General features: G+C 51.4%; 23 protein-coding genes. 12 read left to right on the top strand and 11 right to left on the bottom strand.

Annotated features, from left to right (window positions below; genetic code table 11):
- Positions 1-206: 206 nt before the first annotated feature.
- Together HGO41_RS11505 and HGO41_RS11500 are read left to right on the top strand one after the other, a co-directional pair.
- On the top strand, positions 207-1,457 hold the full coding sequence (locus HGO41_RS11505; protein WP_119261057.1) for a valine--pyruvate transaminase: 1,251 nt from the start codon (positions 207-209) through the stop codon (positions 1,455-1,457).
- A 357-nt stretch (positions 1,458-1,814) separates the two neighbouring features.
- Complete coding sequence (locus tag HGO41_RS11500; protein WP_112152004.1) at positions 1,815-2,570, top strand: YopT-type cysteine protease domain-containing protein; 756 nt, start codon at positions 1,815-1,817, stop codon at positions 2,568-2,570.
- A 178-nt stretch (positions 2,571-2,748) separates the two neighbouring features.
- Here the strand turns inward: HGO41_RS11500 and ibpB are convergent, their stop codons facing one another.
- Complete coding sequence (gene ibpB, locus HGO41_RS11495; protein ID WP_112152005.1) at positions 2,749-3,183, bottom strand: small heat shock chaperone IbpB; 435 nt, start codon at positions 3,181-3,183, stop codon at positions 2,749-2,751.
- 129 nt (positions 3,184-3,312) lie between these two features.
- A complete protein-coding gene (ibpA, locus tag HGO41_RS11490) occupies positions 3,313-3,723 on the bottom strand; it encodes a small heat shock chaperone IbpA (protein ID WP_013573359.1) in 411 nt (136 codons plus the stop codon).
- 379 nt (positions 3,724-4,102) lie between these two features.
- Between ibpA and HGO41_RS11485 the strand changes: the two genes are divergently transcribed.
- Positions 4,103-4,480 carry a YceK/YidQ family lipoprotein gene (locus tag HGO41_RS11485; RefSeq protein ID WP_013573358.1) on the top strand — a complete coding sequence of 126 codons (378 nt, stop codon included), beginning with the start codon at positions 4,103-4,105 and terminating at the stop codon, positions 4,478-4,480.
- 42 nt (positions 4,481-4,522) lie between these two features.
- Here HGO41_RS11485 and HGO41_RS11480 read toward each other — a convergent pair whose 3' ends face one another.
- The 6 genes from HGO41_RS11480 to dnaA form a co-directional block, all read right to left on the bottom strand.
- On the bottom strand, positions 4,523-5,785 hold the full coding sequence (locus HGO41_RS11480) for a YidR family protein (protein WP_250981037.1): 1,263 nt from the start codon (positions 5,783-5,785) through the stop codon (positions 4,523-4,525).
- 26 nt (positions 5,786-5,811) lie between these two features.
- A complete protein-coding gene (yidA, locus tag HGO41_RS11475) occupies positions 5,812-6,627 on the bottom strand; it encodes a sugar-phosphatase (RefSeq protein ID WP_013573356.1) in 816 nt (271 codons plus the stop codon).
- Between the two features lie 143 nt (positions 6,628-6,770).
- Positions 6,771-9,185 (bottom strand): DNA topoisomerase (ATP-hydrolyzing) subunit B, encoded by a 2,415-nt coding sequence (gyrB, locus tag HGO41_RS11470; protein WP_013573355.1) that lies wholly within the window; start codon positions 9,183-9,185, stop codon positions 6,771-6,773.
- Positions 9,186-9,204: 19 nt separating this feature from the next.
- Positions 9,205-10,293 carry a DNA replication/repair protein RecF gene (gene recF / locus HGO41_RS11465; RefSeq protein ID WP_250981036.1) on the bottom strand — a complete coding sequence of 363 codons (1,089 nt, stop codon included), beginning with the start codon at positions 10,291-10,293 and terminating at the stop codon, positions 9,205-9,207.
- A 127-nt stretch (positions 10,294-10,420) separates the two neighbouring features.
- Positions 10,421-11,521, bottom strand: coding sequence for a DNA polymerase III subunit beta (gene dnaN / locus HGO41_RS11460; RefSeq protein WP_013573353.1), 1,101 nt, complete (start codon positions 11,519-11,521; stop codon positions 10,421-10,423).
- Between the two features lie 4 nt (positions 11,522-11,525).
- A complete protein-coding gene (gene dnaA / locus HGO41_RS11455; protein WP_014333276.1) occupies positions 11,526-12,917 on the bottom strand; it encodes a chromosomal replication initiator protein DnaA in 1,392 nt (463 codons plus the stop codon).
- Between the two features lie 686 nt (positions 12,918-13,603).
- On the opposite strand from dnaA, the gene rpmH reads away from it, so the two are divergent.
- The 5 genes from rpmH to mnmE all read left to right on the top strand — a co-directional run bounded on the left by rpmH (position 13,604) and on the right by mnmE (position 17,457).
- Positions 13,604-13,744 carry a 50S ribosomal protein L34 gene (rpmH, locus tag HGO41_RS11450; RefSeq protein WP_009637487.1) on the top strand — a complete coding sequence of 47 codons (141 nt, stop codon included), beginning with the start codon at positions 13,604-13,606 and terminating at the stop codon, positions 13,742-13,744.
- Between the two features lie 18 nt (positions 13,745-13,762).
- Positions 13,763-14,122, top strand: coding sequence for a ribonuclease P protein component (gene rnpA / locus HGO41_RS11445; RefSeq protein WP_071823635.1), 360 nt, complete (start codon positions 13,763-13,765; stop codon positions 14,120-14,122).
- Positions 14,086-14,343, top strand: coding sequence for a membrane protein insertion efficiency factor YidD (gene yidD / locus HGO41_RS11440; protein ID WP_013577705.1), 258 nt, complete (start codon positions 14,086-14,088; stop codon positions 14,341-14,343). Before rnpA ends, yidD begins: the two co-directional genes overlap by 37 nt.
- A gap of 2 nt (positions 14,344-14,345) precedes the next feature.
- Entirely contained in the window at positions 14,346-15,980 is a 1,635-nt protein-coding gene (gene yidC / locus HGO41_RS11435; RefSeq protein ID WP_013577704.1) for a membrane protein insertase YidC, read from the top strand.
- Between the two features lie 112 nt (positions 15,981-16,092).
- Positions 16,093-17,457, top strand: a complete 1,365-nt coding sequence (mnmE, locus tag HGO41_RS11430) for a tRNA uridine-5-carboxymethylaminomethyl(34) synthesis GTPase MnmE (RefSeq protein WP_013577703.1) — start codon at positions 16,093-16,095, stop codon at positions 17,455-17,457.
- A gap of 71 nt (positions 17,458-17,528) precedes the next feature.
- Here the strand turns inward: mnmE and HGO41_RS11425 are convergent, their stop codons facing one another.
- The gene (locus HGO41_RS11425; protein ID WP_015690617.1) at positions 17,529-18,128 is read right to left on the bottom strand and encodes a short chain dehydrogenase; all 600 of its coding nucleotides are present in this window, start codon (positions 18,126-18,128) and stop codon (positions 17,529-17,531) included.
- 100 nt (positions 18,129-18,228) lie between these two features.
- On the opposite strand from HGO41_RS11425, the gene HGO41_RS11420 reads away from it, so the two are divergent.
- Positions 18,229-19,116, top strand: a complete 888-nt coding sequence (locus tag HGO41_RS11420; protein ID WP_250981035.1) for a LysR substrate-binding domain-containing protein — start codon at positions 18,229-18,231, stop codon at positions 19,114-19,116.
- Between the two features lie 75 nt (positions 19,117-19,191).
- Here the strand turns inward: HGO41_RS11420 and HGO41_RS11415 are convergent, their stop codons facing one another.
- Positions 19,192-21,087, bottom strand: coding sequence for a methyl-accepting chemotaxis protein (locus HGO41_RS11415; protein ID WP_013577700.1), 1,896 nt, complete (start codon positions 21,085-21,087; stop codon positions 19,192-19,194).
- Between the two features lie 323 nt (positions 21,088-21,410).
- Here HGO41_RS11415 and HGO41_RS11410 point away from each other — a divergent pair, with 323 nt between their 5' ends.
- A complete protein-coding gene (locus HGO41_RS11410; RefSeq protein WP_013577699.1) occupies positions 21,411-22,136 on the top strand; it encodes a 4'-phosphopantetheinyl transferase family protein in 726 nt (241 codons plus the stop codon).
- A gap of 91 nt (positions 22,137-22,227) precedes the next feature.
- Positions 22,228-22,797, top strand: coding sequence for an NADPH-dependent FMN reductase (locus HGO41_RS11405; RefSeq protein WP_013577698.1), 570 nt, complete (start codon positions 22,228-22,230; stop codon positions 22,795-22,797).
- A gap of 74 nt (positions 22,798-22,871) precedes the next feature.
- Here HGO41_RS11405 and HGO41_RS11400 read toward each other — a convergent pair whose 3' ends face one another.
- A complete protein-coding gene (locus HGO41_RS11400) occupies positions 22,872-24,209 on the bottom strand; it encodes an NCS2 family permease (protein ID WP_095924037.1) in 1,338 nt (445 codons plus the stop codon).
- Positions 24,210-24,361: 152 nt separating this feature from the next.
- Here HGO41_RS11400 and yieH point away from each other — a divergent pair, with 152 nt between their 5' ends.
- Positions 24,362-25,027 carry a 6-phosphogluconate phosphatase gene (gene yieH / locus HGO41_RS11395; RefSeq protein WP_037033882.1) on the top strand — a complete coding sequence of 222 codons (666 nt, stop codon included), beginning with the start codon at positions 24,362-24,364 and terminating at the stop codon, positions 25,025-25,027.
- Positions 25,028-25,033 lie beyond the last annotated feature (6 nt).

The raw sequence follows: 25,033 nt of genomic DNA, 5'->3' as shown, positions 1-25,033 counted from the left end.
AAGAAAAAATATCATAAGCCGTTTTTTATTACTCTGTCATTAAGCATAAAGGGTTCCGTTCAGGGATATTCGAAAAATACATTGAATGATTTTCCGTATTCATCTTTTTTAATACTTCTCCACGCCAAAACCCGCTGGTCCGATTGCACTGCCTTGCTGCAGGCGTTATGGTGGGTATCACATTTCGATAACATACAAAGCTTTCTATGACGTTTTCTGCTTTCGGTGACAAATTTACCCGTTTTTCAGGCATCACACGCCTGATGGGCGACATGAATGACGGTTTACGCACGCCTGGCGCGGTGATGCTCGGCGGCGGTAATCCGGCGCAAATTCCTGAGATGCAGGATTATTTCCAGACGCTGCTGACGGAAATGCTCGCCGCAGGCAAGCTGACCGAAGCGCTGTGCAATTACGACGGGCCGCAGGGCAAAGATGTGTTGCGTCATGCGCTGGCAGACATGTTACAGAAAGAACTCGGCTGGCAGCTTGACGCGCAAAACATCGCACTGACCAACGGCAGCCAGAGCGCATTCTTCTATTTGTTCAACCTGTTCGCCGGACGCCGTGCCGACGGTAGTATGTCAAAAGTATTATTCCCGCTGGCACCGGAATATCTCGGTTATGCCGATGCCGGTCTGGACGAAAATCTGTTTGTTTCAGCCAAGCCGAACATCGAATTACTGCCGGAAGGCCAGTTCAAATATCACGTCGATTTCGATCATCTGAATATCACCGATGATATCGGCCTGATCTGCGTGTCACGCCCGACCAACCCGACCGGCAACGTCATTACTGACGAAGAACTGATCCGCCTCGATGCGCTGGCACAGCAGAAAGATATTCCGTTATTAATCGACAACGCGTATGGCGTGCCGTTCCCGGGCATCGTATTCACTGACGCCACGCCGCTGTGGAATCCGAATATTATCCTGTGCATGAGCTTGTCGAAACTCGGCCTGCCGGGTTCCCGCTGTGGCATCGTGATTGCTGATGAAAAAATCATCAAAGCGATCAGTAATATGAACGGTATTATCAGTCTGTCGCCGGGTAGTGTCGGCCCAGCGATTGCCCATGAAATGATTGTCCGTGGCGATTTGCTGCGCCTTTCCGAAGAAGTGATCAAACCGTTCTATTTCCAGCGCGTGCAGGAAACTATCGCCACGCTGCGCCGTTATCTGCCGGAAGAACGTTGCCTGATCCACAAACCGGAAGGGGCGATTTTCCTGTGGCTGTGGTTCAAGGATTTACCGATCACCACCGAAGTGCTGTATCAGCGCCTGAAACAACGTGGGGTACTTATGGTGCCGGGCGATTACTTCTTCCCGGGTCTCGAGCATCCGTGGCCACATACGCATCAGTGCATGCGGATGAATTACGTGCCTGATGCGGAACAGATCGAGCGCGGCGTGAAAATTCTGGCAGAAGAAGTAGAAAAAGCCCACGCTGAAGGCTGATTTTTCACAATAAAGTGACCAGAAGGAATGATATTCTTTCGGGTCACTTTATCAATCTAAGGACCCTTACTCATGAGTAGAAAACAATCTTATTCTCAATGACATCATAAAGTTATTTATATCTCCCTCAACGCATCCAGATACACATTCATTCAAAAAAATCAATTCATTTTATATATAGATATACATCACTTTATATTTTTTACAGTTAAACAAAAAAATAACATTATTTATCAAAGAAATAAAAACCCAGTCAAGAGCTTTAGTATTTTACATAATCAATTAAATGGGAATTTTATTATCACTGGCGTATTTTTATGCAATATGTATTTTTTGATTTAAAAAATAGGTGAGAAAATGATTAACAGATTACGTCAATATATTAATAAAACAAACGGTACATACAGTTTTTTTAATCAGGTGACGTACATACAGCAAAACAAATGGGTAGCTAACAACCCCCGAAATCTTGGTGGAGCATGGTTAGGAAGTCATAGAGACTCAGAAAGTAAACAAATTCAGTACGGATTACGTGGAGCCTGTTATGGCCTCTCTGCGGCATATTTAATTACTGGTAGAGATTGGAGTAGTTTCAAATGTTTCATCAATACCTCTGCATCGCATCGATTGATATTAGGAATAATGAATATTCAGGAACAGAACTCTGCGTTGGCATATAAACAAGCTAAATTAAAAGCACAAAAAAGTTTATTTGATAATTTTCACCGTAAAGGGCATTCCCCCAAGGTAAACTACATGCGTACTGAAGACGCATACCATCTGATAATGAAGAATGAGGGGAGGTTGATCTGCTTAAAAACGTCAACTCTGCCGCAGGCCAGTACTACCGCTGCAAGAATCGAAGGGCTGGTAAAATCGTTAAGGCAAGACAGCTTATATGAAATAGGTATTTATGAGGGTTGCAAGGGAGGCCATTCCATCGCTATCAGAACAGATGGGAACATGATTAAACTCTTTGATGCAAATATAGGTGAAATATCTTACGACTACAACACAAAACAGATCATGCATTTTGTGGAAGCACTTTGTATAGTATTTGATGGGTGTTACAAGAACTACAACCGAATCACAGTTGACGAATATTATCGTTAAGTTACATCACTCTAAATACATGCTTACCTCATCACTAAGAGCTTCAATTACGGAAAACGCTTTGAAAGACTTGAACAAAATAAATACACCTCGTTTTACTTACTGATTAAGATAATATATACCTCATCACATCCTGCTTTATGTTCCCCCGCATCGGGGGAACATAAACAGATCACGTTTATTCGGACTGATTTTCCAGCGCCGGTTTTTCAGTACCAATCGCAATTTTTTGCGGTTGCAATGCTTCCGGTACATCACGAACCAGATTGATATGCAGCAAGCCATGCGTAAATTCAGCCGCCGAGACGTGCATATGCTCTGCCAGCGTGAAGCTCAGGGTGAAAGGCTTAATCACCAGCCCCTGATGCAAATATTCCACTTTAGTTTCCGGCTGAGCCGGTGTGCCGCTGACCGTTAATCGCGGCCCTTCGACTTCAATATTCAGTTCGCTTTGCTGGAAACCGGCCAGCGCCAGTGAAATGCGGTAATGGTTGTCATCAGACTTTTCAATATTGTAAGGAGGAAAAGCCTGATCGGCGCCTTGCATTGAACTGGCTAATTTATCGAAACCAATCCACTGACGCAGTAATGGGGAAATATCATAATTACGCATAATGTAACTCCTTCTTTGAAGCGAGATGATTAATGTCGTCATCCTTTTTGGATGTGACAGTACAGCTCCCTGACGGCGAGCCTAAACTTTTTCATTTCGTGGCGGTCAACAACGATGATGGTCGCTGAATTAACGGATCTCGATACGCCGTGGTTTGGACGACTCAGGAACGACACGTTCCAGATCGATATACAGCAAACCGTTCGACAAATTGGCCGCTTTTATCTGAATATGTTCAGCCAGCTGGAATTTGCGCTCGAAATTACGTTCCGCGATGCCCTGATATAAATAGGTTCGCTCAGTATCGCCAGGTGCATGCGCGCCTTTGACCAGCAGCATGTTGTCATGCGCAGTGATGTCCAGCTCAGATTCGGCAAAACCTGCGACCGCGATAGCAATCCGGTAATGATTTTCGTCAACCAACTCGACATTATAAGGGGGGTAGCCGCCGCCCTGATTCTGACCCGATTCGATAAGATTAAATAAACGGTCAAAACCAATGGCAGAACGGTAGAGCGGGGATAAATCAAAATTACGCATTGCTACTTCTCCTGATATTCAGCGAGTTTTTTAAATAGCCTTCCAGGCGGACAGACCAGCGTCACAGTGATGACAGAAGAACCCTTCCGGCGTTTCTCCTCCTGCGTCGTACAGTTAAAATGGAGACAAAAGGGCATATTTCAAGCCTGAAAAAACAAAAAATTTGGCTGTTGTTTATATGATGACAGCCAAAATACATGGCGGGACAGGGCTAAAATCCAGGGAGAGCAGGCGAATTCCTGCAAGATTTCAAATAGTAATTACACTTAATGGGATCGCAGCCACAGAGCTACAGCTTGCTTTGTTAATTTTTTGGGCTGAGTGGTATAAGTCACATTGACGTATAAGCTCAGCCTGACAGCATAAGATGAGTTCTAACATGACGAAATTTGCATTAACGCCGCTGATGACAGGATGTGTTTTTTTAGCGACGAGCGGTTGCTCCAGCGTAATGAGCCATACAGGTGGTGACACCGGATATTATTCAGGCGCACGTGCTGATGTGAATATGATAAAAAGCGATGACACCAGCTGGGCGATGACGCCGCTGCTGTTGATTGATTTGCCGTTCAGCGCCGTGCTGGATACGGTATTGCTGCCTTATGATTATTTTCGCAGCGGGAAAGTGACGACGCGCGATCGCGTCAAAGCCAGTGAAGAACACAATATTGCGCTGAGTAACGGTGTGGATATCGATCACATCCCGCCCATGACGACCACGCCGCGTCAGCAAAAATCGTCGACACATAAGAAGTAGTCACAATAAAACCGGCCTGTTCCGACCGGTTTACATCGTTCGCTAATCGCTATCGGCCACGCAAATCTGCGCATAGCCGTTACACTGACGCATAAACGCCACTTTGCTGCCATCGGGAGAATACACTACGGCATCGGCACAGGGTGCGTTTTCTGATCGTTGCGTTAACCGCTGCATCTTTCCGCTTTCCATGTCCAGCCGCATCACGCTGTTATCGCATACCAGCGCCAGTGATTTTCCGTCCTGGCTCCAGCTGAAGGCTGATTGAATTCCGCTTTCAGACTGGCTGATTTGCGCCGGCGCGCCGCCGTTAGGTGACACCGTCCAGACCTGAACCACTCCGGTTTCATCTTGCATCAGAAACGCAATCTTTGCGCCATCCGGCGATACGCGCAACCAGTGACGCGGTTGCAGGGCAATACCATTTTCAGTAAAAGTAATCCGTCTCTGTTTCACGCCCGCGGGTGACGCAGGCAGCATTTCCGGCGTGCCCTGCAAAGGTTTATCACCCGCCTGACGGTAATCCTCATCATTGCGCGGCAAATCCACCACAAAGATTTCCGGGTGCTTTTCACCACGAGCGGAAAGCGTGTCGCCGATAAAAGCCAGCGCCCACCGCTGACGGCTGCCATCCGGTTTCAGATAGCCTTCACGGCCAATCCAGCCTTCTTCGTAAGCCCGGTTGATTTCATCGCTGCCGGGGTGAGGACAGGGCGTGGTTTCGCTGACCAGCATGCTGAAATGGCTTCCATCGTATTCACGGGGATGATGCTTTGGCGGAATAACGGGATATCCTGAAATCGCCACGCCGACGTTGCGCAGATCGAGCGCCGGATCGCGTTCATGCAACACATGGTCGTTATAGGTAAAGCTCAGACGCGAACCATCCGGGCTGAAGACGTGAACATGTGTGCCACCGCGCAGGGCTCCGGCGGTAAAGGGGGCGGTAATGTCCATCGCATCCAGCGTGATGGCCTTTTCGCGCGCGGGCTCAGTGACAATAACTCCGCGACGGTGATGAAAATCATACTGCCAGCTGGCATCAGGATTTTCAGGGCCATGAATAAACGCATAACGGACAGGAAGATCCGGGCTGACGGTCACCACTCCCACATGCGCGCCGTCTTTTGCCTGATAAAGGACTTCCGTCTCACCGGTTTCGACATTCACGCGCTCAATGGTTGAACCGCTAAAAGAACCGCCATGCGGACGGACGTCATACACCAGCCACTGGCTGTCCGGCGTCCAGACATTAATGTTGGTGAGCTGATGCCCGCGGGCATCAGAAGTTAATTGTTTTTCCATGGCTGCAAGGTTCCTTCGGTACAAGCTCAGACGTTCAGAACAAATTTCTCGACCGCAAACGCCACGCCGTCTTCCGTGTTTGTTTTGGTAACGAACTGGCTGACGGCTTTTACGCTGTCCAGCGCATTCCCCATCGCGACACCAATTCCGGCGTATTCCAGCATCGCAATGTCGTTCTCCTGATCACCGAGCGTCATCACGCTCTCCCGCGCGATACCCAGTTTTTCCGCCAGTACTTTCACGCCTTCACCTTTATTCACGCGCTTATCGAGGATCTCGAGGAAATACGGTGAGCTTTTCATGATGGTGTAGCGTTCTTTTGCTTCAGCAGGAAGCTGACTGATGGCGCGATCCAGCAAGTCCGGATCGTCAATCATCATGACTTTCGGGAAGGTCAGTGCCGGATCCATTTCCTCTGCCGGGCAGAATTGCAACGGAATGCCGGTGGTGAAGGATTCATGTACGCTGTATTTGCTGATATGGCGGTTGGCGGTAAACAGATCGGTTTTGGTCAGTGCATGGAAATGCACACCAAGGTCACGCGCCAGCTGTTCAAAGTAGTGATAATCTTCAATTTTGAGGGCTACTTCGGCAATTACGCTGCCATCTTTCGCATTGTGCACAAGCGCGCCGTTGTTGGTGATGCAGTAACAACCGTCCTGCTGTAAATCCAGTTCCATCAGATAACGCTGCACACCGACGAACGGACGGCCGGTCGCCAGAACGATTTGCACACCTTTCGCCCGTGCTTCTGACAACGCTTTTTTAACGGCAGGGGTCACTTCATGCTGCGGATTGAGCAATGTCCCGTCCATATCAATTGCAATTAATTCAATAGCCATAGCATCCTCAGAGTTTAAGAAATCTTGCGCAATGCTAACGCGATTACCCGCTGTAAAGCCAGCCGCAATGCGGGTCGCGTCAGACGAAAAAAAAAGTCCGAAGCGGTTTCCCGTTTCGGACTCTTTATCAGCTCACGCCATTATCAGATATCGATATTGGCCGCTTTCAGGGCATTCTCTTCGATGAAGGCGCGACGCGGTTCAACCGCATCGCCCATCAGCGTAGTGAACAACTGGTCAGCAGCGATGGCATCTTTCACGGTCACACGTAACATGCGACGTTGTTCAGGATCCATGGTGGTTTCCCACAGCTGATCAGGGTTCATTTCACCCAGACCTTTGTATCGCTGAATCGACAGACCACGACGGGACTCTTTCACCAGCCATTCCAGCGCCTGCTCGAAGCTGGTCACTGGCTGACGGCGTTCGCCACGTTCGATGAAGGCATCTTCTTCGATCAGGCCGCGCAGCTGTTCGCCCAGCGCACAGATTTTGCGGTATTCGCCACCCTGAATGAAGTCTGCATCGAGATCGTAATCCGTATCAACACCGTGTGTACGGATACGCAGAACCGGTTCGAAAAGCTGATGTTCACGGTTTTCACGCACGATCGCGCTGTAAGAACTGCCGTGCTGCTCTTTCTCATTGAGACGCGCGACCAGCGATTCTATCCAGGTCTGAACTTTCGCCTGATCGGTCAGATCTGACCCCGGCAGGGTCGGCTGATAGATCAGGTTATTCAGCAGCGCACGCGGATAACGACGTTCCATGCGGCCAATCATTTTCTGCACGCTGTGATGTTCAGCCACCAGTTTCTCCAGCGGTTCACCCGCCAGGGCTGGTGCATGGGCGTTGGCGTGTAACGTTGCCCCGTCCATCGCAATGGAAATCTGATACTGATCCATCGCTTCATCATCTTTAATGTACTGTTCCTGCTTGCCTTTTTTGACTTTGTACAATGGAGGCTGTGCGATAAACACGTGGCCACGCTCGACAATTTCAGGCATCTGACGGTAGAAGAACGTCAGCAACAGGGTACGGATGTGTGAACCATCGACGTCGGCATCGGTCATGATGATGATGCTGTGATAGCGCAGTTTGTCCGGGTTGTACTCGTCACGGCCAATGCCGCAACCGAGCGCAGTAATCAGTGTTGCCACTTCCTGAGAAGAAAGCATTTTGTCGAAGCGCGCTTTTTCTACGTTGAGGATTTTACCTTTCAACGGCAGAATCGCCTGGTTCTTACGGTTACGGCCTTGTTTTGCTGAGCCGCCCGCTGAGTCCCCTTCCACTAAGTACAGTTCGGAATGAGCCGGGTCACGTTCCTGACAGTCCGCCAGTTTGCCTGGCAAGCCAGCCAGGTCCAGCGCACCTTTACGGCGGGTCATTTCACGGGCTTTACGGGCTGCTTCACGGGCACGGGCAGCGTCGATGATTTTCCCCACAACGATTTTGGCGTCTGACGGATTTTCCATCAGGTAATCCACCAGCTTCTCGTTCATCAGCGTTTCAACGGCCGTTTTCACTTCAGAAGAAACCAGTTTGTCTTTGGTTTGTGAAGAGAACTTAGGATCCGGTACCTTCACAGACACCACAGCAATCAGACCTTCACGGGCATCGTCACCGGTGGCGCTGATTTTGGATTTCTTGCTGTAACCTTCTTTATCCATGTAAGCGTTCAGGGTACGGGTCATCGCCGAACGGAAACCGGCTAAGTGAGTCCCGCCATCGCGCTGTGGAATATTGTTGGTGAAGCAGTAAATGTTTTCCTGGAAACCATCATTCCACTGCAACGCAACCTCAACACCAATATCGTCCTTCATCGTAGAGAAATAGAATACGGTCGGATGGATTGGGGTTTTGTTTTTGTTCAGGTATTCCACGAAGGCTTTGATACCGCCTTCATAATGGAAGTGATCATTCTTACCATCACGTTTATCCAGCAGACGGATTGCCACGCCGGAGTTCAGGAATGACAGTTCACGCAGGCGTTTCGCCAGAATCTCATACTCGAATTCTGTGTGATTGGTGAAGGTGTTGAAGCTCGGCCAGAAACGTACCGTGGTACCGGTTACGTCAGTATCGCCAATCACTTTCAGCGGATCCTGCGGCTCGCCGTGCACGTAAGTCTGAGTGTGCACTTTGCCTTCACGGCGGATAACCAGTTCCAGTTTTTCCGACAAGGCATTAACGACGGAAACACCTACGCCATGCAGACCGCCGGAGACTTTATACGAGTTATCGTCGAATTTACCACCAGCATGAAGAACGGTCATAATGACCTGAGCAGCAGAAACGCCCTCTTCTTCATGAATGCCGGTCGGAATACCACGGCCATCATCCTGTACGGAAACAGAGTTATCCGCATGGATCGTGACCTGAATCTCTTTACAGTGGCCCGCGAGGGCTTCGTCGATAGCGTTGTCCACAACCTCGAATACCATGTGGTGCAGACCAGTGCCGTCATCGGTATCGCCGATATACATGCCGGGGCGCTTACGCACCGCGTCCAGCCCTTTTAATACCTTGATACTTGAGGAGTCATAAGAATTCGACATCAACGTTTCTCGCTCATTTTTAGTCCTGTGATAGAACGGCTATTTTACCTTGTTCCACGCGGAACATCTTGCCCTTTTCACCCATCATGTCGGTCACTTGCTCAGCGCTTATCGCACTGACAAAAACCTGTGCCTGGGTGGCTTTCAGGCGATCAGCCAGCAACCGACGTCGGTCGGTGTCCAGCTCAGAGGCAAAATCGTCAAGAAGATACAGGCAACGCCGCCCGCTCTGTCGGGTGAGAAACTCACCCTGCGCCAGTCTCAGCGCACACATCAGTAACTTCAACTGCCCACGGGACAGTAAATCTTCCACCGGCGTGCCGTCGGCACGAATGCGGAAATCCGCTTTATGCGGGCCTGATGCGGTATAGGTTAAGGCTCTGTCGCGTTCAAAATTACGCTCCAGCAACTCGCCGTACTCCGTCTCCTTATCCCATCCACGCTGGAAAGAAAAACTGAGGGCGAATTCGGGCAGGAATTGCGCGCAGGTCGCGCTGATATCAGCCGCGATCGCGTCGCTGTAAGCTGCCCGCCATTCGCTAATACGCCCGGCTAACGGGATCAGTTCCTGATCCCAGGCACGAATTTGCGCATAACGACTCACCTGTCGCAGCGCGGCGTTGCGCTGCTTGAGTAACCGTCGCAGGTTGCTCCAGGCGATAAAAAAACCGGGGTCGTGATGAAAACAACCCCAGTCAATAAATGCCCGCCGGTACTTCGGCCCGCCGTTGAGCAGGGTGAAGCCTTCGGGTGTGATCAGTTGCATCGGCAGCATCTGTGCCAGTTCAGACACTTTGTGGCCATCACTGCCATCAATGCGTACTTTACTGTCGCCCTGACGGCTTTTGCTCAGACCAATCGACAATTCACGATCACCGCCGTCATCCACACGCGCATGGAGAACAAACTCCGGCTGATCGTGACGAATCACGCGTCCGGCCTGCAAACTGCGAAAAGCGCGGCCATGCCCCAGCGTATAGACCGCTTCGAGCACACTGGTTTTACCGCTACCATTGGGACCGACCAGAAAGTTAAAACCGGGCGACGGAACTAAATCTGCCGCCTCGATGTTGCGGAAATCTTTTATCAGTAAGCGCGTTAAGGCCATCTACTATCCATTCCAGGGCATCATCGTCGCAGTCAGTTTGCGTGCAGCTACAGTAAGCGGAGCATACTCAGGTGCGTGGGCATTGCGAACACTGCCCGATCGCAAAATGACAAGTCAGATAGCCCGATTACAGCCGCATTGGCATAACGACATACGCTGCCGACTGACTGGCTGCGTCTTCAATCTGCACGCTGGAAACAGAGTCCGTCAGCAACAGATTAACGTCTTCGCACTTGAGTGCATTGAGCACATCCAGTACGTAACTGACGTTGAAACCAATTTCCATTTCAGTGCCTTCGTAACCGACATCCAGAATTTCTTCTGCCTCTTCCTGTTCCGGGTTATTCGCGGTGATTTTCAGCTGGTTATGGCTGACATACAAACGTACGCCACGGAATTTTTCATTGGACAGGATCGCGGCACGGGCAAACGCCTGCTTGAGCAAATCGCAGCCTGCCTGCAGCGTTTTGTCCGGATTTTTCGGCAATACGCGGCGATAGTCAGGGAAACGACCGTCAACCAGTTTAGAGGTAAAGATGAAGTCGCCGACGTGAGCACGGATATTGTTGCTGCCGATTTGCAGCTGCAATGTGGTGTCACCGCCATCAAGCAGACGCACCAGTTCCATCACGCCTTTACGCGGCACGATCACCGAATGCGACGGCAGAGACTGGCCGATTGGCATAGAACATACGGCCAGACGGTGACCGTCGGTCGCGACAGTACGCAGTTCTTCACCTTCGGTTTCGAACAGCATACCGTTTAAATAATAACGAACGTCCTGATGGGCCATAGAAAACTGCGTGGCTTCGATCAGACGTTTCAACGTGGCCTGCGGCAGGGTGAATTCTACTTCGCTTTGCCAGTCGTCGAGATTAGGGAAATCTGTCGCCGGTAAGGTCGACAGCGAGAAACGGCTGCGGCCTGATTTTACCAGCATGCGGTCGCCGTCGAGCGCGACGGAAATTTCCGCGCCTTCCGGCAATCCACGGCAGATATCAAAGAATTTACGCGCCGGCACCGTGGTGGCACCCGCTTCATGTGGCTGAGACAGCGCGACTTTCGCCACCATCTCCATTTCCAAATCCGTCCCGGTCAGCGACAGCGCGCCATCCGTCACCTGTAATAACAGGTTACCCAGAATAGGCAACGTTGGTCGTCCACCCAGCGGACTACTGACCTGTTGCAGTGGTTTCAGCAAATGCTCACGTTCAACAATAAATTTCATAGCGCTAGGAAGATAATGTTCTGATTAAGTTGGAGAAATCTTCTTTGATGTCGTGACTTTCTTCACGCAACTGCTCGATTTTACGGCAGGCGTGCAACACCGTGGTATGGTCCCGACCACCGAACGCATCGCCGATTTCTGGCAGGCTGTGGTTGGTCAGCTCTTTCGCCAGCGCCATCGCCATCTGGCGTGGGCGGGCTACCGAACGGGAGCGCCGTTTGGAAAGCAGGTCAGCGACCTTGATTTTATAATATTCGGCCACTGTTTTCTGAATATTATCGATAGTGACCAGCTTCTCCTGAAGCGCTAACAAATCGCGCAACGCTTCACGAACGAAGTCGATAGTGATCGCACGGCCGGTAAAGTTGGCGTTGGCAATCACACGGTTCAGTGCGCCTTCAAGCTCACGCACATTCGATCGCAGACGTTTAGCAATAAAGAAGGCAACTTCGCCCGGCAGACGAATATCGTTTTCGTCCGCCTTTTTCATCAGGATCGCCACGCGGGTTTCTAATTCAGGCGGCTCGATAGCCACCGTCAGACCCCAGCCGAAACGCGATTTCAGACGATCTTCAACACCGTTGATCTCTTTTGGATAACGATCCGAGGTCAGGATGATCTGCTGATTACCTTCCAGCAGGGCATTAAAGGTGTGGAAGAACTCTTCCTGCGAACGTTCTTTATTAGCAAAAAATTGAATGTCATCGATGAGCAACGCATCAACAGAACGGTAGTAACGTTTGAATTCTTCGATGGCGTTGTTTTGCAGGGCTTTGACCATGTCCTGTACAAAACGCTCGGAGTGCATGTACACCACTTTGGCATTGGCTTTACGCGCCATGATGCCGTTACCGACGGCGTGCAATAAGTGGGTTTTACCCAGACCGGTGCCACCATAAAGGAAGAGCGGGTTGTACGCGCCACCCGGATTATCCGCCACCTGACGCGCCGCCGCGCGAGCCAGTTGGTTAGATTTACCTTCTACGAAGTTATCAAAGGTATGTTTCGGGTTGACGTTAGAGCGATAAGACAGCTCAGGCTGAGCCGGTGAGCTGTCCCAGCTTGGACGGGAAGGCGCCAGACGCGGAATGGCAGGCGCAGCCTGTGAACTGACGCTGGCCGCAACAGGCTGGCTGACGCGTTGGATCACCGGCTTGCTGCCGACTTCAAAACGCAGCAACGGTGCATCCGTGCCACAGAAATCGTTAAGCAAGCCGTTAATATTATTTAGGTATTTGTCACGAACCCAATCCAGAACAAAACGATTCGGGGCATACAGCGCCAGCGTATTGTCGTTGAGTTCCGCCTGCAGGGGGCGTATCCACATACTGAATTCTGTGGCAGGTAGTTCATCCTGCAAACGGGCAAGACATTGCTGCCAAAGCGAAAGTGACACGGCGGACTCCACTCGAACAAGTATCAAAAAAGAAAAGGATCAGGATATTTTTTAAATCATGATTTTTGGCACACGTTCCGCCCGCTAATGGGGGAAAATTTCTCTCACCACCCTGTCAGTGGCGTAAAGTCACGTGCGAACCGCTTTTTGCGGTTTTTGTCGACAGCATCCCAGCCGGGATCGCGATCGGAATGGCGGATCATAACGCAATCCGGCCCAGAGATCCTCCCCTTCCTGACAGATTAGATCCTTTTTATCCACAGGCAGCAATCGGCAAGTGGGTAAGCTTAGCCGATCCTTTTAAAATTAGGCGATGTAATCATCACTCTGGTGAAAAAATAGGAGTCCGCTGAGTTAAATTTCATCATACTGCGAGAAAGATCGCACGCCTGTGGATAAGGATCAGGCGAGGATCCTTGCGATTTGCGGCAGAGTCCGTATAATCTTCAGCCCTACGTGTGAAGCCTGTGTTCCTGATGGTCATAACCAGATGGATATTGCGGTGTGACCACGGGCAATTCTGGTAAACACTTGAACCATTTCTGGCAATGTAAATTGACTCAGGACTGTACAGTTATTACAATCCCGCTTCTTTATATGTTGCGACAAAGGCACCGGTCGTTTTTTCGCCGAAATGTCTTCGCGTTTACTGATCAGTAATAATTTAAGTTTAGGTAGAAATCGCCATGAAACGCACTTTCCAACCGTCCGTATTGAAGCGCAACCGTAGCCACGGCTTCCGTGCTCGTATGGCCACCAAAAATGGTCGTCAGGTTCTGGCTCGCCGTCGTGCGAAAGGCCGTACCCGTCTGTCAGCTTCTAAGTAATAAAAGCTAACCTATTTAGTGGTTAAGCTCGCTTTTCCCAGGGAGTTACGTTTGTTAACTCCCCGTCATTTCACTTTCGTCTTCCAGCAGCCACAACGGGCTGGCACGCCGCAAATCACTATACTCGGCCGCCTGAACGAGCTGGGGCATCCCCGCATCGGTCTCACCGTCGCAAAAAAACACGTCAAACGCGCACATGAACGCAATCGGATCAAACGCCTTACCCGCGAAAGTTTCCGGTTGAATCAGCATACGCTGCCGTCGATGGATTTTGTGGTAGTAGCCAAAAAGGGTGTCGCCGATTTAGATAATCGCGCGCTGACGGAAGCGTTGGAGAAATTATGGCGTCGACATTGCCGACAGGCTCCCGCATCCTGATAAAGCTGATACGTGGTTATCAGCTATTCATCAGTCCGTTGCTCGGGCCGCATTGCCGCTTTCGACCAACCTGCTCTCAATACAGTATTGAAGCAATTGGTCGTTTTGGCATGTTAAAAGGCAGTTGGTTGACTTTGAAACGCGTATTAAAATGCCATCCTTTGAACCCAGGTGGTGATGACCCCGTACCGCCGAAAACCGACAATAACAGAGAACACTAACGATGGATTCGCAACGCAATCTTTTCCTCATCGCTCTGCTGTTCGTGTCTTTCATGATCTGGCAGGCATGGCAAACGGACCACGCTCCGCAACCGGCCAACCAGACCACGCAACAGACTGCGAACACTGCAAACGGTGATGCTACTAATCAGGCTGTTCCTGATAGCGGACAGGGCAAATTAATTACAGTTAACAGTGATGTGCTGTCATTAACGATCAACACCCGTGGTGGCGACATTGAGCAGGCTCTGCTGAAGGCTTACCCAACGACTTTGGGCTCTGACCAGCCTTTCCAGTTACTGGAAACTACTCCTAATTTCCTCTATCAGGCACAAAGTGGTCTGACAGGTAAAAACGGTCCAGACAATCCGGCTAACGGTGAACGCCCTCTGTTCAAGGCGAGCTCCGATACCTTCACAATGGCTGAAGGCCAGTCTGAACTGCGCATTCCGATGACTTACACGGCGGCGAACGGTGCGATTTACACCAAAACCTTCGTGATCAAACGTGGTTCTTACGCGGTAAACGTTGAATACAACATCAACAACACCACGGCTGCCCCGCTTGAACTGACCATGTTCGGTCAGCTGAAACAAACCACCGAATTACCTAAGCACCGTGATACCGGCAGCAATAACTTTGCTCTGCACACGTTCCGCGGCGCGGCATATTCCTCAAGTGATGACAAATATCAGAAGTATGCGTTCGATAAGAGCGAAGCACTGAATGTCACGACTCAGGGTGGTTGGGTTGCGATGTTGCAGCAGTACTTTGCAACGGCGTGGATCCCATCAGCGAAAGACACCAATACCTTCTTCACCACCACCAATAACGGTATTTCAACGATTGGCTTTAAAGGCACACCGTTTACCGTTGCACCAGGTGCACAGCAACAAGTTGCTTCTATCCTGTGGGTTGGTCCGGAAATTCAGGACAAGATGGCCGCTATCGCGCCACACCTTGACCTGACGGTTGACTACGGTTGGTTATGGTTCATCTCTCAGCCACTGTTCAAACTGTTGAAATTCATTCAAGGGTTTGTCGGTAACTGGGGCTTCTCGATCATCGTTATCACCTTTATTGTTCGCGGTATCATGTATCCACTGACCCGCGCACAGTACACGTCGATGGCGAAAATGCGTATGTTGCAGCCGAAACTGGCCGCCATGCGTGAACGTATCGGTGATGACAAACAGCGCATGAGTCAGGAAATGATGGCGCTGTATAAGTCTGAGAAAGTGAACCCGCTGGGTGGCTGTCTGCCGCTGGTTATTCAGATGCCAATCTTCCTGGCACTGTATTACATGCTGTCTGGTTCCATTGAACTGCGCCACGCGCCATTCATCCTGTGGATCCATGACTTGTCAGCACAAGACCCGTACTACATTCTGCCGGTTCTGATGGGTATCACGATGTTCTTCATCCAGAAGATGTCGCCGACCACCGTCACTGACCCGATGCAGCAGAAGATCATGACCTTCATGCCGGTCATCTTCACCGTGTTCTTCCTGTGGTTCCCGTCTGGCCTGGTGGTGTACTACATCGTCAGTAACCTGGTCACCATTCTCCAGCAGCAGCTGATTTATCGCGGGCTGGAAAAACGTGGCCTGCACAGCCGCGACAAGAAAAAGTCATAAGTGAATGTCAGGACGGCTTTCGTCCTGACCGCTAAACTTGATGATAAAAAAGAAAGGCGATCATTTGATCGCCTTTTGCATATCCGTAAAAAGACCAACAGAGATCATTGCTATGAGCACCTCAGATACCATTATTGCCCAGGCAACCCCACCCGGCCGCGGTGGTGTGGGCATTTTGCGCATTTCCGGCCGTGCGGCGCGTGATGTGGCACAGGCTGTCTTAGGTAAACTGCCCAAGCCGCGTTATGCCGATTATCTGCCGTTTCAGGATGCTGATGGCAGCACGCTGGATCAGGGCATCGCGTTGTGGTTCCCCGGCCCGAACTCCTTTACCGGCGAAGACGTGCTTGAGCTGCAAGGCCACGGCGGGCCGGTGATCCTGGATTTGCTGCTTAAACGCATTATCGCGCTGGAAAACGTGCGAATTGCGCGTCCTGGCGAATTCTCTGAACGGGCTTTCCTCAACGATAAACTCGACCTGGCGCAGGCTGAAGCGATTGCTGATCTTATCGACGCCAGCTCCGAGCAGGCCGCACGTTCAGCGGTTAACTCCTTACAGGGCGCTTTCTCGAACCGTATTCATCATCTGGTGGAAGCACTCACTCACCTGCGGATCTTTGTCGAAGCGGCTATCGACTTCCCCGATGAGGAAATCGACTTCCTGTCCGACGGTAAAATCGAAGCCAAACTCAATACGGTGATGGGTGATCTCGATGCCGTGCGGGCCGAAGCACGTCAGGGCAGCCTGCTGCGTGAAGGGATGAAAGTGGTGATTGCCGGGCGTCCGAACGCCGGTAAATCCAGCCTGCTGAACGCGCTGGCTGGTCGTGAAGCGGCGATCGTTACCGATATCGCGGGCACTACGCGTGACGTTTTACGCGAACATATCCACCTTGATGGCATGCCGTTGCACATCATTGACACCGCCGGGTTACGTGAAGCCAGCGATGAAGTTGAGCGCATTGGTATCGAACGTGCATGGAATGAGATCGAACAGGCTGACTTAGTGCTGTTTATGGTCGACGGTACAACAACGGAAGCAACCGAGCCTGCGGACATCTGGCCCGAATTTATGGCCCGCCTGCCCGCGAGTTTACCTATTGTCGTTGTACGCAACAAAGCGGATATCACCGGCGAAGCGCTGGGACAAACGGAAGTGAATGGTCACTCACTTATTCGCCTTTCTGCCCGCACCGGCGATGGCGTTGATCTGCTGCGCGATCATCTGAAACAGGTGATGGGCTTCAATCACAATATGGAAGGCGGATTCCTTGCCCGTCGCCGTCACCTGCAGGCGCTGGAACAGGCCGCACAGCATCTGGTTCAGGGTAAAGATCAACTGCTTGGCGCATGGGCGGGTGAACTGCTGGCGGAAGAATTGCGTCTGGCCCAGCAATCGCTGAGCGAAATCACCGGTGAATTTACCTCGGATGATTTACTGGGGCGTATCTTCTCGAGTTTCTGTATCGGTAAATAAGCCGCTGTTCGCAGCAAACAAAACCCACATTGAAGAATGTGGGTTTTTTATTTTATTCAAAGGATTACGCCTTACCAGACTTTATAAATGCGTCCGGTCTGCGCCCCTTCCACGCTGCGACGATACGCTTTCGCCACGCGCGCTGCCGGTGCAGCCTCAAAGCCCGGGAAGAACGGGCCATAAGCTTTCAGCGACTCTTCTACTACGGTCGGGCTGACCACATTGATGCGAATACCCCGTGACAGTTCAATCGCCGCGCCCCGGACAAAGCCTTCGACGGCGGCATTTACCGTGGTGGCGTTCGCCCCCTGACGGATAGGTTCATCAGCAATGATCCCGCTGGTCAGCGTGATGGAACCGCCATCGTTAAGGAATGACTGACCGATCAGCGCAAGGCGCACCTGGCCAAGCAGTTTATTCTGCAAACCAATATTGAACTGTGCTGCGGTCATCTCCACCAGCGGGCCAAAGTGCAGGCTGCCGGTAGTAGCAATAATCGCATCAACTTTTCCCGTACTCTGGAAAAGCGCTTTTACGCTGTTTTCATCGGTAATATCGACCTGAAAATCGCCGCGGGTTTTGCCTGCGGTGACAATTTCATGGTCTGCGCTAAGCTCCTGAATCACGGCTTTACCCAATGTACCTGTCCCGCCAATCACTAAAATTTTCATCAGATATTCCTCAACGTTGTTTGCAGAACCATCTTTCACCAAACTACGGGTTAGATATAGAATCGTATTATTCATTCTGTTCTAACTCAGGGTTTGTAATGTGGATAAGTTGCGGAATATCGAGGTCTTTATCAGCGTGGTAGAAACCGGGAATTTCAGTACAGCAGCGGAAAAGCTGGGGATTTCAGCAGTGATGGTCGGCAAGCATATTCAGCAGCTGGAAAAGTATTTGAATGCCCGCCTGTTGCAACGCACCACACGCAAGCAAAGCCTGACGGATGCCGGTGAAGTGTTTTACGAGAACGGAAAACGGGTGCTGGAGCAGATGAAATTCACCGAAAGCGCGATGGAAAGCCTGCAAAGCGTGCCGACCGGACTGCTGCGGATCAGCGCACCCGTATCACTCGGCTCCAGCGTGGTGGCGCCGATGCTGGCCCGTTATCTGCAAAAACACTCGAAAGTAAACGTGGAACTGATACTGAGCAACGCCAGGGTAGATTTGATCGCAGAGGGTTTTGACGCGGCGATCCGTATTGGCGAAATTGGCGATGACCGGCTGGTCGCCAAGCCGCTGAACCCTTATGAAATGGTGATCTGCGCTTCTGCAGATTATTTACAGCGTTTCGGCACGCCCGCGACGCCGGAAGATCTGAAAACGCACCCGTGCCTGGTGCATACCGTCTGGAATCAGAGTGAAGGCTGGCATCTGGCGAATGCAGAGCGCACCACGTCAGCGTGGCCGGTTAACAGCCGCTATGTATCCAACGACGGTCATGCGCTGCGCGCTGCCGCACTGGAAGGCGCCGGTTTGTTGCTGCAACCCAAAGTGTTACTGGCCGAAGATATCGCCAGCGGAAAACTGATCCCGGTACTTGAGTCTTTTATCCCGAAACCCCGGGCAGTGCATCTGGTTTATCTGCCCGATTTCAGGCCGCGCGCCAAACTGACCAGCCTGATTAACTTCATGACTGAACACGCCTTTTACTGAGCCTTACGCAAAATACAAAACGGTAAGTGATCGCTCACTTACCGCTCAGTTTTGAACACTTTTAATCAGACGAAATCAGAGCTTAAAGCCTGCTACCACGGTTTCCAGCTGAACGGTCTGATCCTGCATCGCCTGCGCAGCGGCAGAAACCTGTTCCACCAGCGCGGCGTTCTGCTGCGTGGCGTTATCCAGCTGCGTGATAGCCACATTTACCTGCTCAATGCCCAGACTTTGCTCCTGACTGGAAGACATGATTTCGTTCATCAGCGTCGCCACGTTGTTCACGCCACCCATGACTTCATCCATCGTCGTTCCGGCGGTCGCCACCAGTTCGCTGCCGGTGGCGATATCCGCCACAGAATCCTCGATCAGCTTTTTGATTTCACGCGCGGAAGTGGCTGAGCGCTGTGCCAGACTGCGCACTTCCGATGCCACAACGGCGAAACCGCGTCCCTGTTCACCGGCACGCGCCGCTTCAACCGCCGCATTCAGCGCCAGAATGTTGGTCTGGAAAGCGATGCCGTCGATCACGCTGATGATATCGACGATTTTATGTGAAGAGCGGGTGATCGAGCCCATGGTCTCAACCACCTGTTTCACCACGTCCGAGCCCCTCCCGGCAACAGCCGAGGCATCACGGGCCAACTGGTTAGCCCCTTCCGCATTGGCAGCGTTCTGTTTCACGGTGCTGGTCAGCTGTTCCATTGAGGCTGCCGTTTCGACAATCGAGCTGGCCTGTTCTTCGGTTCGTGCTGACAAGTCCAGGTTACCGCTGGCAATCTGGCGCGAAGCCGAAGTGATAGCCAGACTGCTGTCGCCAACCTGACGCAGAATGGATTGCAGGAAAGACAGGAAACCGTTGAAGTTCTGGTTGATCTGATTGAACTCAGGGCTGCGGCTTTCCGGTAAGCGCCGGGTTAAGTCGGCACCGCCCGCAGAAAGCTGGGCGATATTTTTATTCAGTGCCGCCAGCTGGCGCATGAAAATTTTAATCGCGGCGATCAGAACGATCAGCAACAGCAAGACCATCGGGATTTGAACCAGTCCGAGACTCGTCAGAATGCTGTGGCTGCGCGCCAGTAACTGACTGGTCGGCATGTCGGTGGCGATAAACCACGGCCCCTGAATGTTGCTCATAAACATGGTATGCGACGTGCCGTCATTATCGTAGTCAGCCACCAGACTCGCCTGCCCGTTGATCTGATCCAGACTTTTGCGGATCTGCATCGCCAGCGGAGAAGTTTCGCCCAGTGAGGCCAGTTTCGGCAGTTTTTCATCCGTGGAATGACTGGTACCGACGATGGTGCCGTCTTTTTCCACGATATAAATCCTGGCGTGAACCTTTTTCTCCATCTCTGTCACCAGCTGGTTAAAGAACCCCAGTGTGACGTCAATGGTGGCGACGCCCCATTGCTTATCATCTTTGTAAATCGGCATCGCACAGTTAGTCCGCGGCTGGGTGCTGGCGTCATCGAAATAAGCAGGCGCCCAGACACACTGACCCTTTTCACCTTTTGATGCCGCCAGATACCACGACTGATCGAAATAGTTTGGGGATTCGGCGCTGTTCCAGAAAGTATTGACCGTCAGTTGATTATTATTATTACGGGCAAAGAAGGTGCTGAATTTGATTTTGGCCGGATCGCGTTGGTTCGGCAGAGGCCAGATCCCGCCGCCAAACACGGCAGAGTCACCGTACTGATCAACCAGTGCCGGAAGTAAACGATCGATACTGTCGCTGTCCATTTGTGCAACAGTCTGGGTAATGGTGCGAACCTGTGACTCAACTTTATTCAGGCGGTCATTAATTGCCACCGCGACATCATCCACCTGATTAGCAACCAGATTACTTTCTGTCTGTTTCAGTTGGGGAGCGATATACACCTGGATCACGATAAGCGTAACGATGATCAGCACAATAAAAAACAAGCTGATCAATGCGATAAAGCGGGATTGCGTCGTTTTTAACATTTTTGGGTACTCGCAGGCAAAGCAGCGAGATCGCTGCTTAATTAGTAACGGCATTTTCTGGCGTTTCTTTATGTTGCTGTAGTAGATATATCTGGTGTAAGAATCTTATGAGTAAAAATCCAGAACATCATTCCAGTGAGATTCTTTCCCAATAAGAGATTAAGACTGTGATTACTTTCACTTTATGTTTATGAAAAACTGTATGAAAAGGGAAGAATGTGTGTGGCACTGCGGGGTTTAAGCGGTTTTTAATGATTTCTCTTAATGTTATTCTTTAGAACAATTGAGAAACTGCGGTCGAACCATTAATCATGGAGTGAACAATGGCGTGCCATTTTGCAAGATGGGCAATGACGGATGCAGAACCGGATACACACCGGTTGCCGCAAGAGATCGTATTATTTGCAAAACACCTTTCCGAAAAACAGCGCAAGCGTTTCTTAAACGGCCGCGTTCTGCTGGCAGAAATGATTTTCTATCTCTATGGAATCGCGGAACTTCCCAGCGTCATCACGTTACCCAGCGGTCGTCCGAGTTTTGAATCCCCTGATTTGCCTGATTTCAGTCTGGCGTATGCAGGAAGTACCGTCGGTGTTTTAATCAGCAGCGAAGGGAAAGTCGGCCTCGATCTCGAAATCATTCATGCCCGCAGTGCGCTGGTGAATCAGCAACAGCAATTACAGCTTTCTGCGGTGGAGAAAACCTGGATTGCTATGCAATCCGATCCGGTGGAATCCTCTCTGCAACTGTGGTGTATCCGCCAGAGCATGCTGAAAATGTCCGGCCTGAACGATCAGAGTCCGCTTACGCTCAGCCTGAATCCCGCTTCTGGTCGTTTACGGTCTACCGTAACGCCCGAGGCGCAGGTGATGAGCGACATTGAAGGTTCCATTATCTGGTCATGTGCGCAGTCACCCTCGATTATCCGTTTGCAGTGCTGGCGTTACGAACCTGAAAACGGCTTCACCCGCACACAAACCCTGGCCACAGACCAGCAATCTGAATCACCACACTTCATGAAATTCATCAGCCTGCCACCCGCTAAATAAAACTTCACTTTTGTTTACGCCCGTCGTGCCGTTTTTCGTTTATGGTTACAGGCAGTTCCTTTCGCAAAGTCATCCATAACAGGAGTTACCCATGTCAGCTCAACCACTGAAGTTTGTCACACTGTTAGGCAGTCTTCGTAAAGCGTCTTACAACGGAATGGTCGCCCGCACATTGCCAAAAGTGGCACCAGAGGGCATCAGCATTGAGGCGTTGCCTTCCATCGGTACACTGCCGCTCTATGATGCAGATATTCAGCAGGAAGAAGGCTTTCCGGCGGATGTTGAAGCGATTGCGGAACAAATCCGTCAGGCGGATGGCGTCATTATCGTCACGCCGGAGTATAACTACTCCGTTCCGGGCGGCCTGAAAAATGCGATCGACTGGATTTCCCGCCTGCCGAATCAGCCACTGGCCGGTAAGCCCGTGCTGATCCAGACCAGTTCAATGGGTCCGGTCGGCGGGGCACGTTGTCAGTATCATCTGCGTCAGATTCTGGTGTTCCTGGATGCGATGGTGATGAATAAACCCGAATTTATGGGTGGTGTGATCCAGAATAAAGTGGATGAGCAAATCGGCGAAGTCATCGACCAGGGGACGCTCGATTTCCTGCGCGGCCAGCTGACGGCATTTGCCGACTATACGCGCCGCGTCAGCCAATAATTCCGGTCATCAGAAATGCAAACAGCCCGCAATGCGGGCTGTTTTTTTACAGGCGTTAAGCAGATGTCAGCGGATTAATGCCCGTCGACAAACGCGATTTTCAGCACAAACAGCAGGGCTACGACCACCACACACGGGCTGATTTCTTTCCAGCGGCCAGTGCCCAGTTTCATCACCACGTAAGAGATGAAGCCCAGCGCGATACCTTCGGTGATCGAGAAGCTGAACGGCATCATTACCGCGGTCACGAACGCCGGAACCGCTTCGGTCAGGTCATCCCAGGAAACACGCGCCAGACTGGAGGTCATCAGCACGCCGACATAAATCAGCGCACCGGCCGCCGCGTATTCCGGCACCATCCCCGCCAGTGGGGAAATGAAGATCACCAGCAGGAACAGTAAACCGGTCACCACCGCCGTCAGGCCGGTACGACCGCCCACGGAAACGCCGGAGGTGCTTTCAATGTACGCGCCCACCGATGAAGTACCGATAAATGCCCCCGCCACGGAAGACACGCTGTCAACGTACAGCGCCTGTTTCATCTGCGGGAACTTGCCCTGCGCATCAGCCAGACCGGCTTTGTCGGTCACACCAATCAGCGTGCCGGAGGAGTCAAACAGGTTCACCAGCATGAAGGAGAAAATGACGCCCGCCAGACCGATATTCAGCGCGCCTTTCAAATCCACCTGACCGACAACCGTGGTGATGCTCGGCGGCATCGACCAGAAACCGGTGTAATGCACATCGCCAATCATCAGGCCAATGACTGTCGTGACAATAATCGACACCAGCACCGAGGCGTGGAAATTGCGCGACGCCAGCACGGCAATAATGAAGAACCCCAGCACACCGAGCAGCACGTTGTGCGAGGTCAGATTACCGATGGTCACGATGGTGTCAGGGTTCGGGACAATAATGCCGGCGTTTTTCAGCCCCATCATGCCGATAAACAGCCCGATACCGGCGGTAATGCCCACACGCAGGCTGACCGGAATATTGGCAATCATCCAGTAACGGATGCGGAAAATAGTCAGCAGCAGCAAACCCACAGCACCCCAGAATATCGCGCCCATCCCGATCTGCCATGAAACCCCCATCGCGCCCACGACCACAAACGCAAAGAACGCATTCAGACCCATCGCCGGTGCCAGAGCGACCGGCAGGTTGGCGATCACGCCCATCAGGATGCTGCCGAACGCGGCAATCAGGCAGGTGGTCACGAACACGGCCTGTTTATCCATCCCCGCAACACCCAGGATCTGCGGGTTCACGAAAACGATATAGACCATGGTCAGGAAGGTAGTTAAACCGGCGATAGTTTCGGTGCGTACGGTGGTGCCGTGCTGCGTCAGTTTAAACAGACGTTCAGCCAGACCTTTACCCGCAGTCGCATTGCTCTGTGGTGTGCTCATTGGTGAGTTCCAAAATGGGGGAAAAACAATCGGGGGGTATCCTAAGGATTTTAGCCCGAAAGCGCCAGCACTGGATGTATGGGATTAAATCTATCGTTCGGGTACAGTGCCATAATGCACGCCAATAGATGAAACGCTCACAGGGAGAAAGTATGTCACAGGTTGAATGTGTCTTTTTTGATTGCGACGGTACGCTGGTGGACAGTGAATTGTTGTGCTGCGAAGCCTATGTCGAAATGTTCGCGCATTTTGGTGTGACGGTTTCATTCGACGAAATGTATAAGAAATACAAAGGCGTCAAACTTTACGAAATCGTCGCGATCGTCAATAAAGAGCACGGTATCGACGTGCCGAAAGAAGAAATGGAAGTCGTGTTTCGCCAGCATGTTGCCCGTCTTTTCGACAGCAAACTTGAACCTATTGACGGCGCACGCGAGTTACTGGAACAAATCACCGTGCCGATGTGTGTCGTCTCAAACGGCCCGGTCACCAAAATGCAGCACTCTCTCGGCCTGACCGGATTGCTGCCTTTTATGGGGGATAAGTTATTCAGCGGCTATGATTTACAGCGCTGGAAACCCGATCCTGCCGTCTTGTACAAAGCAGCCGACGTCATGAACGTGCCGGTGGAAAACTGCATTCTGGTTGAAGATTCCGTGGCAGGCGCACAGGCCGGGATCACCGCAGGCATCCCGGTGTTTTACTACTGCGCCGATCCGCATAACCCTGCGCTCGATCACCCGCTGGTGACCACTTTCCACGACATGCGCGAACTGCCGGGGATCTGGCGTCAGATGGGGTATCAGATCACTCGCTGAGTGATT

Source organism: Rahnella sp. CG8, assembly GCF_023701875.1.
Classification (GTDB): domain Bacteria; phylum Pseudomonadota; class Gammaproteobacteria; order Enterobacterales; family Enterobacteriaceae; genus Rahnella; species Rahnella aceris.
The sequence above is the reverse complement of the archived record's forward strand: the minus strand, read 5'-3'. Positions and strand labels throughout refer to the sequence as shown.